Consider the following 7127-nt stretch of genomic DNA (forward strand, 5'->3'; position numbering starts at 1 on the left):
GTAGTTATCGCTACTGATCTATTTTTTTGATTTCAGAAAGTACATACGCTGCATCCTTTCCTACACCACAAATAAGTGCGGAACCCCTTTGAGATTGCCATGGTAAACCGATATAATACAATCCTTTTACTGGACTGATTCCCTTTATATAATTAGGAAATCCTTTCTCATTCACTGCCTGTTCAATTTCAATCCAATTATAATTTTGAACAAAACCAGTTGACCATATAACGCTTTCTGCACTATAAATATCACCATTCTGAAACATAATGTTATTTCCTGATGCACTTACTACTTTTTCTTGCAGTTTAATTGCTCCATTACGAATAAGTTTCTTACCTTCAAAACCGAAAATAGGGTCCTTTCTCTTCTGAAACCATCTTCCCCTCTTTGTATTTATTTCAGCGTACAATAAACCCATTTTTTCTAGCAGATTAAAAATACTTTTTCCAAAAAGTTGTAACGGTAAAAACGTTAAAGGATGACTAATAGACACCGTAACTTCATGCGTTTTTGCAAGTTCTACTGCTATTTGCATTCCTGAATTTCCGCCACCTACTACAAGTACCTTCCCCTGTGGAATTTGCGGTGATGATTTATATTGTGATGAATGTATTTGAAAAATATGTGATGATAGATTTGCTGAAACTGAGGGAATAAATAGTTGCTGAAAACCACCTGATGCAATAATAACTTTTTTCGTTTGTAAAATTTCTGTAGGAGTATGTAATTCAAATATTTCTTTTTCTTTCTTTATTTTTAGAACTTCCGTTTGTAATTGTACCGGTAATTGAAAGTGTTTTGCATATTCTTCTAAATAAGTTGCAATTTCATCTTTACATGGAAATTCATTTTTTTCACCTATTAACGCCATACCCGGCAAGCTACTGTAAGACCTTGGGGTAAAAAGCTGTAAAGAATCATATCGATTTCTCCATGAATCCCCAATTCGGTTTCCTGCCTCAAGTAATAAAAAATTATATCCTTCTTGCTTCAAGTAATATCCCATTGTTAATCCAGCTTGACCCGCTCCAATAATAATTAGGTCTTTCATTCTAATCGCTCCTTCCTTACATATGAATACTTGTTCATATATTCATACGTTTCCATAATCATAACATTTTCTTTTTATATGATTCAATATCTACTCAAAATAAAAAAGAGCAGTTTACCATAAAGTAAACTCCCCTTCATTCTATCTTCCCAGTCTTTAGCGCCTGTGCCCAGTCATATCTTTCTTGTTGAACAGCCAATCCAGCAGCTTCTTCCCAATTATAAGGAACTGAAATTTGTTCAATTGTCCATTCTCCCAAAACCTTTTCTATTACTACATATTTTGCATGCGGAGTTCCTGATTCCATTTTATGCATAACAGGTAACTCATCTTTGTATGCTGGAAGTCCTACACTTCCTGGATTTATAATGATCTTTCCGTTCGCTAAATAAACAACTCTAGGAATATGTGTATGACCACATACTATTATTTTTTGTTCTATATTTTGGAGTTGATCCATTATATTTTTTTCATTCTTTAATATTGCACCATTCTCATTCATCTCTTCTAACAAATACACTTCATCTGAAGTTGGCGTACCGTGACAACATAACATATCGTCTACAATAAATTGTGAAGGATGTTGTTTTAACCAATCTATATGATCTTTTGTTAATTGATTTTGGACAAAAGTTAGTGTAGCAGACTGCTCTTGTATTGTCTCCCAAAGCATGCGATCACAATTACCTTTAATATGTATCATCTCGCTACTCATTAATATATCGATTGTCTCTAAAGGATCTAACGGCCCATACACACTATCTCCTAAATTTATTATCATTTCGACCTTGCGACGTGTAATATCTTTTAATACCGATTTTAAAGCGTGACTATTTCCGTGGATATCTGAAATTATAGCTATTTTCATCTTAATCCCTACTTTAATATATTATTTATAAACATCCGCAGCCAATTCCCGCAAAACTTCTACATTCACTACTTCAAAACAACCATTGTTTTTGTTAATTATATTTTTATCACAAAAGAGATTCAAAGTACGTAATAAATGCCGATAGCTCGTTCCTAACAACTCCGCTATTTCCGTTAAATTCCCACTAAACACAATTCTATTTTCATGCTGAACTGCTCGTTCTCCTGCTGCTAACATGTAACTCGCAAGTCTATTTTCAAGCGGATACAATAAATTAATTGTACTGTTTTTGGAAAGTCGGTTTAATTTATGTGCTAATGATTCGCAAATACATCTTAAAAATTTCGCATCATGAAATAGCTTATTTCTCACCTTTCCTAAAGGTAAACCCACACAATACGAATCTGCCATCACTTGTACGTTTGAAGTGATTCTTTGAGAATGAATTAACTCCACATCTCCAAGTAACTGCAAACTATCGTAAAAACATAATAATACCGATTTTCCGTTACTTAATGTGTTAAATGCTTTCGCTTTTCCTTCAACAAAGAAATATAAATAATCTATCTCTTCATTTTCTCTACAAATAAACTCATTCTTTTTAAAAAATATAAGTTCCATATATGGCTTCATATCATGACTAAAAAATGAATCAATATTATTTTGCTTTATATACTCTGCTAATTTATTAGAATTACATACTTTCTTCATAGTTCCCCACCTTTACAACTCATCCCCATTGTAATCAAAATTTTCTTCTTCCACTATGACATATGTCATAACAATACACAATTTCAGCATGATACAGTCATTACAAATATGAAATATAAAGGGGATATTACATTGTATAACTTTCTTTCTGTCTTTATTGGTGTGCTCATCGCCGTTATGCTTCCATTGAATGGAATTTTATCCGAGTTAATTGGAAAGTATACAGCAAGCGTTGTCATTCACCTTGTCGGTTTAATTGCAGTTATCTTCATTTTAATCATAAACAAAAATAAAATTCGTTTCGATAAAAGTATTCCACTTTTTTTATATAGCGCTGGAGCGATTGGAGTATTCACTGTTCTTTTTAACAATATAAGTTTCTCCGTCCTTGGTGCTTCTATTACGATCGCATTAAGTTTACTCGGTCAATCTATTGCTTCCATCATTATCGATCATTTCGGCTTATTAGGAATGAAAGTTGCAAAGTTTGAAAAGAAAAAACTAATTGGATTATGTTTCATCTCTTCTGGAATTATAATCATGACAATTTATTAATGGGGGCAAGAAAATGTTATATATTACGATCGCTATTTTAGCTGGTGTTTCTATCGTTGTTGCTAGAATTATTAACGCGAATTTAGCAGCAAAAATCGGAAATTGGGAAGGCACGTTTTTTAATTATATTACTGGATTATTTTTCTCTATGTTATTTTTAATTTTCAGTTCAGATTCATTGTATATTCCAATGCAGACGTTACAATCTATTCCTATTGCTGTGTACTTAGGCGGATTAGTAGGCGTTATCGTTATTTCATTATCCAACTATATTACTCCTAAAATATCAGCCTTTTATTTAACATTACTCATCTTTATCGGACAATTATTTGCGGGGACTATTATTGATTTCTTCCTGACAAATGAACTCTCAATCGGTAAAGTTATCGGTGGCATTTTCGTATTAATTGGGCTCACTTACAATTTACTCATAGATCGCCCGATAAAAACTGTGAAGCATAACCAAGTTCAACTATAATACTTTACGCTTACCTATCATATATTAATAGAAAAGCTCTTCACACGAAATAATAGAGAGGAGAAAACCCTATTAAAAAAATTATTTTATTGCTAGGTAGCGTATTAATTATTTGTGGAATTGTATGGTTTGTAAACTCGGGAAAATCTATTCAAGATCTCTATACTGCAAACAAACCGAAAAAGAAAGCTACTATTATTTCAAGCTCGCGAGATCCAAATGAGCCCCCTGCTTTTTTAGGAAAGCAGGAAATAAAAGATATACATGTAGAATCAATTAAAACAAAAAAGGATATCTTTCTCACAAAAACAGATGAATTAAAAACATTTATTAACAGTATGAATACCGCAAAAAAAGGCAAATTAACATTGGATGAAGAAGGATCAGATTTAATAGATTGTGATATGTGGATTACTTTCGAGGATGGAACTTATAAAAAATATTTCATATGGGTAGTTGATCATCACAGCAGCGAAGTGATGATTGCTCAGCAAGATACTCCTGATGATGTAAACCTTACGTACTATCAGTTAAACGAAGATAGTTCAAAAAAAGTTTATAATTTATTTAAAAAAATTATTTAAACGAAAAAGTCATGAGCACGCGAACTCATGACTTTTTGCACTATATATATTCCGGGAACACTCTACAACTCTTTTCCTGCTCTATATCATGACCAAAGAAAATAATTGGTTTCTCTTTTTTCACAACTTCTTTTAAACGTTTAATTGAAGATAAAGCTAATTCTGGATCAAATCCTGCGAACGGCACTTCATCTTCAAAATTCTCTTTCGTGTACGATGCATCAATCGTTAATAAAACTGAACCGGATTGCTCCGTCTCAATGAATAGCGACTGATGGCCTGGAGAATGACCTGGCGTATACAATAATTGAACACCTGGTACCACTTCATAATCCCCTTCAATAATTTTGTAGTTCAAATGCGGTAATATACATTCTTTCATATATTCTTCTCTATGAAGTGCTGCCTCATATTCCATTCGCTGCACAATAATTGGTGTATTTGTAAAAGCACCGTTTCCTCCTGCATGATCAAAATGTAAGTGAGAACTAATAATATATAAAAGGTCGTCCGGCTCATACCCTACACGCTTTAATATATTCACGATTCTATCTTCTTCAGTCATTTTCGGTAAGATCTGTCCTTCAACAAATGTACCGTTAAAAAGCCCTTCATTATTAACTGCACTTTCTGGCATACCTGTGTCTACTAAAATAGGACCTTCTTCCGTCTCCAAAAGATAACACCACACCGGCAAGTTTAATAGTTTCCCCGGTGTTAACGCACTGTTAACAGACGAATGATCCAACATGCAACGACCTGCTGGGATGAAATAAAGTTTCTTTACTGTCATTATGTATCCACCTTTACATTTAGTTTTGGATAAAGTAATACAGTAAAAAATTCTTCTTTTTAGAAATAAACTCCTTCTAGACTATCAGTACAGCTTGCATAAAAAAAGGGTATTTTTTTACATAGCAGTATTTCACCATCTATAATATAGAAGTAAAGAATTCTTACTTTAAATGAAACATTAACACCGATTAACGCTGAAAACTTAAAAAAAGCACATGCACTACTTGAAAGCGGGCACACCATTGGGAAAATCGTATTAGAGAAATTTTAATCATGATAGTGATAGGTAGTATGTGAAATTATATCAACGATTTTTCGAATATATCTATCACAAATCAAATTATATCAACGATTCGACAAGTTATATCGATTTATCGACAAATAACAACAATAAGAAAAGGCTGTTCCAGATGAACAGCCTCTTCTTTATTTACTTGAAATCTCTTTATTATTTTGAACGTCTAACGGAGCTCGCTTTCCTATTCCGAAAGCATAGAAACTAATTGTAACGATAGCTAAGAAAATAATACCTACAACTAATGAAATGCGTGTATCATCGTTAAACCACATTCCGATTAATACCATAATTAAAAAGGCAATTGTTAAATAGTTTGTTACAGGAGCAAATGGCATTTTGAACGGATGATCTTTCATCTCTGCTCCCTTTTCTTTCCTAAAACGAATTTGACTAATTAAAATGACGAACCATGGTACCATACCAGGAAGTACACTCGCACTATATACATATACGAATAAGTTTTTCGGTGCGATGTAACTTAAAACAACACCAACCGCCAGACCGATAATTACGCCAACTGTACCAAATAAAGGCACACCATTTCCAGAAAGTTTCGTGAAATATTTCGGTGCTTGTCCATTTACACCTAACGTATACAGCATACGTCCAGCACTATAAATACCACTATTACAACCAGACATTGCTGCTGTAATAACAACGAAGTTAATAAGGCCAGCTGCTGCCGTAATACCAACCTTCGCAAAAGTTGCTACGAACGGGCTACCAATTGTACTTAATTGATCCCACGGATACACAGTTACAATAACGAAAATAGCACCGATGTAGAAAATTAAAATACGCCAAATTGTACTTTGAATCGCTCTTGTAAGTGTCTTCTTTGGATCCTTCGCTTCACCAGCAGTAATACCGATTAATTCCACACCTTGATACGCTCCAACTACAAGTGATAATGCAAAGAAGAATCCTGAAAAACCACCTGTAAAGAAACCGCCATTTGACCAAAGATTAGATATGCCAATCGCTTCTCCGCCGTTACCAATTCCGAAGAAAATAAGGCCAAATCCTGCAATAATCATTAATAGAATCGTAACGATTTTAATCATCGCAAACCAAAATTCAAATTCACCAAATGACTTAACAGAAATTAAGTTAGCTGCACCAAGAATAACCATTGCAATTATACCTGGTATCCAAGCTGGTAAATCCGGGAACCAATATTGCATATACGCTCCAACCGCGATAATTTCTGACATCCCAACGATAACCCACTGGAACCAGTTACTCCACGCTGTCATATAACCAGCTAGTGGATGAATATACTTATGACCGAATGTCGCAAATGAGCCTGTACTTGGCTCCATATACAACATTTCTCCCATGGCACGCATGATGAAGAAGATGAAAATACCTGCAATTGCATAAGCAAGCATTACTGACGGACCTGTCCATTTAATTGTGCTGGCTGATCCCATAAACAAACCAACACCAATCGTTCCGCCTAAAGCAATCATTTGAATATGACGTGCTTCTAAACCTCTTTTCAATTCTTTGTTTGCCACTTCACTTCCCCCTCTTAGATGATTCATAACCGCATTTTAACACAAGATGCTTTCCCCTAATTCCTTTCGGCCCTGAAAATGATGAAGCAAACGTCATTTTACACTAGCTTTAAAGCTATCCTAAAATCGTTTTGTGCTCCTAATAAAATTCTCAAAACCTTTCATCTTCCAATATTCTATAAATCTTAAAATTACTTACCTTATATTAATTCATTAATCTGAAAAATTCAATTATTTTTTCAATAAATTATTATACATAAG

At 33.8% G+C, this 7127-nt stretch carries 8 protein-coding genes and 1 pseudogene; 4 read left to right on the plus strand and 5 right to left on the minus strand.

All coding sequences use genetic code 11. The features are described from left to right. Positions 1-10: 10 nt before the first annotated feature. The 3 genes from ABWK52_RS17805 to yeiL form a co-directional block, all read right to left on the minus strand. Positions 11-1054 (minus strand): flavin-containing monooxygenase, encoded by a 1044-nt coding sequence (locus tag ABWK52_RS17805; RefSeq protein WP_098341068.1) that lies wholly within the window; start codon positions 1052-1054, stop codon positions 11-13. A 136-nt stretch (positions 1055-1190) separates the two neighbouring features. Further along, on the minus strand, positions 1191-1922 hold the full coding sequence (locus tag ABWK52_RS17810; protein ID WP_097999605.1) for a metallophosphoesterase family protein: 732 nt from the start codon (positions 1920-1922) through the stop codon (positions 1191-1193). Positions 1923-1943: 21 nt separating this feature from the next. Then, positions 1944-2636: a transcriptional regulator YeiL gene (gene yeiL, locus ABWK52_RS17815; RefSeq protein WP_098541131.1), complete on the minus strand. Its 693-nt coding sequence runs from the start codon at positions 2634-2636 to the stop codon at positions 1944-1946. Between the two features lie 108 nt (positions 2637-2744). Between yeiL and ABWK52_RS17820 the strand changes: the two genes are divergently transcribed. From ABWK52_RS17820 to ABWK52_RS17830, 3 genes are all read left to right on the plus strand, one after another. After that, on the plus strand, positions 2745-3191 hold the full coding sequence (locus ABWK52_RS17820; protein WP_002005482.1) for a DMT family transporter: 447 nt from the start codon (positions 2745-2747) through the stop codon (positions 3189-3191). A 13-nt stretch (positions 3192-3204) separates the two neighbouring features. After that, positions 3205-3669, plus strand: coding sequence for a DMT family transporter (locus tag ABWK52_RS17825; protein WP_000965802.1), 465 nt, complete (start codon positions 3205-3207; stop codon positions 3667-3669). Positions 3670-3758: 89 nt separating this feature from the next. Then, a complete protein-coding gene (locus tag ABWK52_RS17830; protein ID WP_000901695.1) occupies positions 3759-4253 on the plus strand; it encodes a hypothetical protein in 495 nt (164 codons plus the stop codon). Positions 4254-4293: 40 nt separating this feature from the next. On the opposite strand, the gene aiiA is transcribed toward ABWK52_RS17830, so the two are convergent. After that, complete coding sequence (aiiA, locus tag ABWK52_RS17835; RefSeq protein WP_098541133.1) at positions 4294-5046, minus strand: quorum-quenching N-acyl homoserine lactonase AiiA; 753 nt, start codon at positions 5044-5046, stop codon at positions 4294-4296. A 165-nt stretch (positions 5047-5211) separates the two neighbouring features. Here aiiA and ABWK52_RS17840 point away from each other — a divergent pair. Then, a pseudogene (locus ABWK52_RS17840) lies at positions 5212-5319 on the plus strand (zinc-binding alcohol dehydrogenase family protein); the annotation flags it as partial. A 155-nt stretch (positions 5320-5474) separates the two neighbouring features. On the opposite strand, the gene ABWK52_RS17845 reads toward ABWK52_RS17840, so the two are convergent. After that, entirely contained in the window at positions 5475-6866 is a 1392-nt protein-coding gene (locus ABWK52_RS17845) for an amino acid permease (RefSeq protein WP_001284405.1), read from the minus strand. Between the last annotated feature and the right edge of the window lie 261 nt (positions 6867-7127).

Origin of the sequence: Bacillus sp. AP50, from assembly GCF_040492675.1 — a bacterium.
Classification (GTDB): domain Bacteria; phylum Bacillota; class Bacilli; order Bacillales; family Bacillaceae_G; genus Bacillus_A; species Bacillus_A cereus.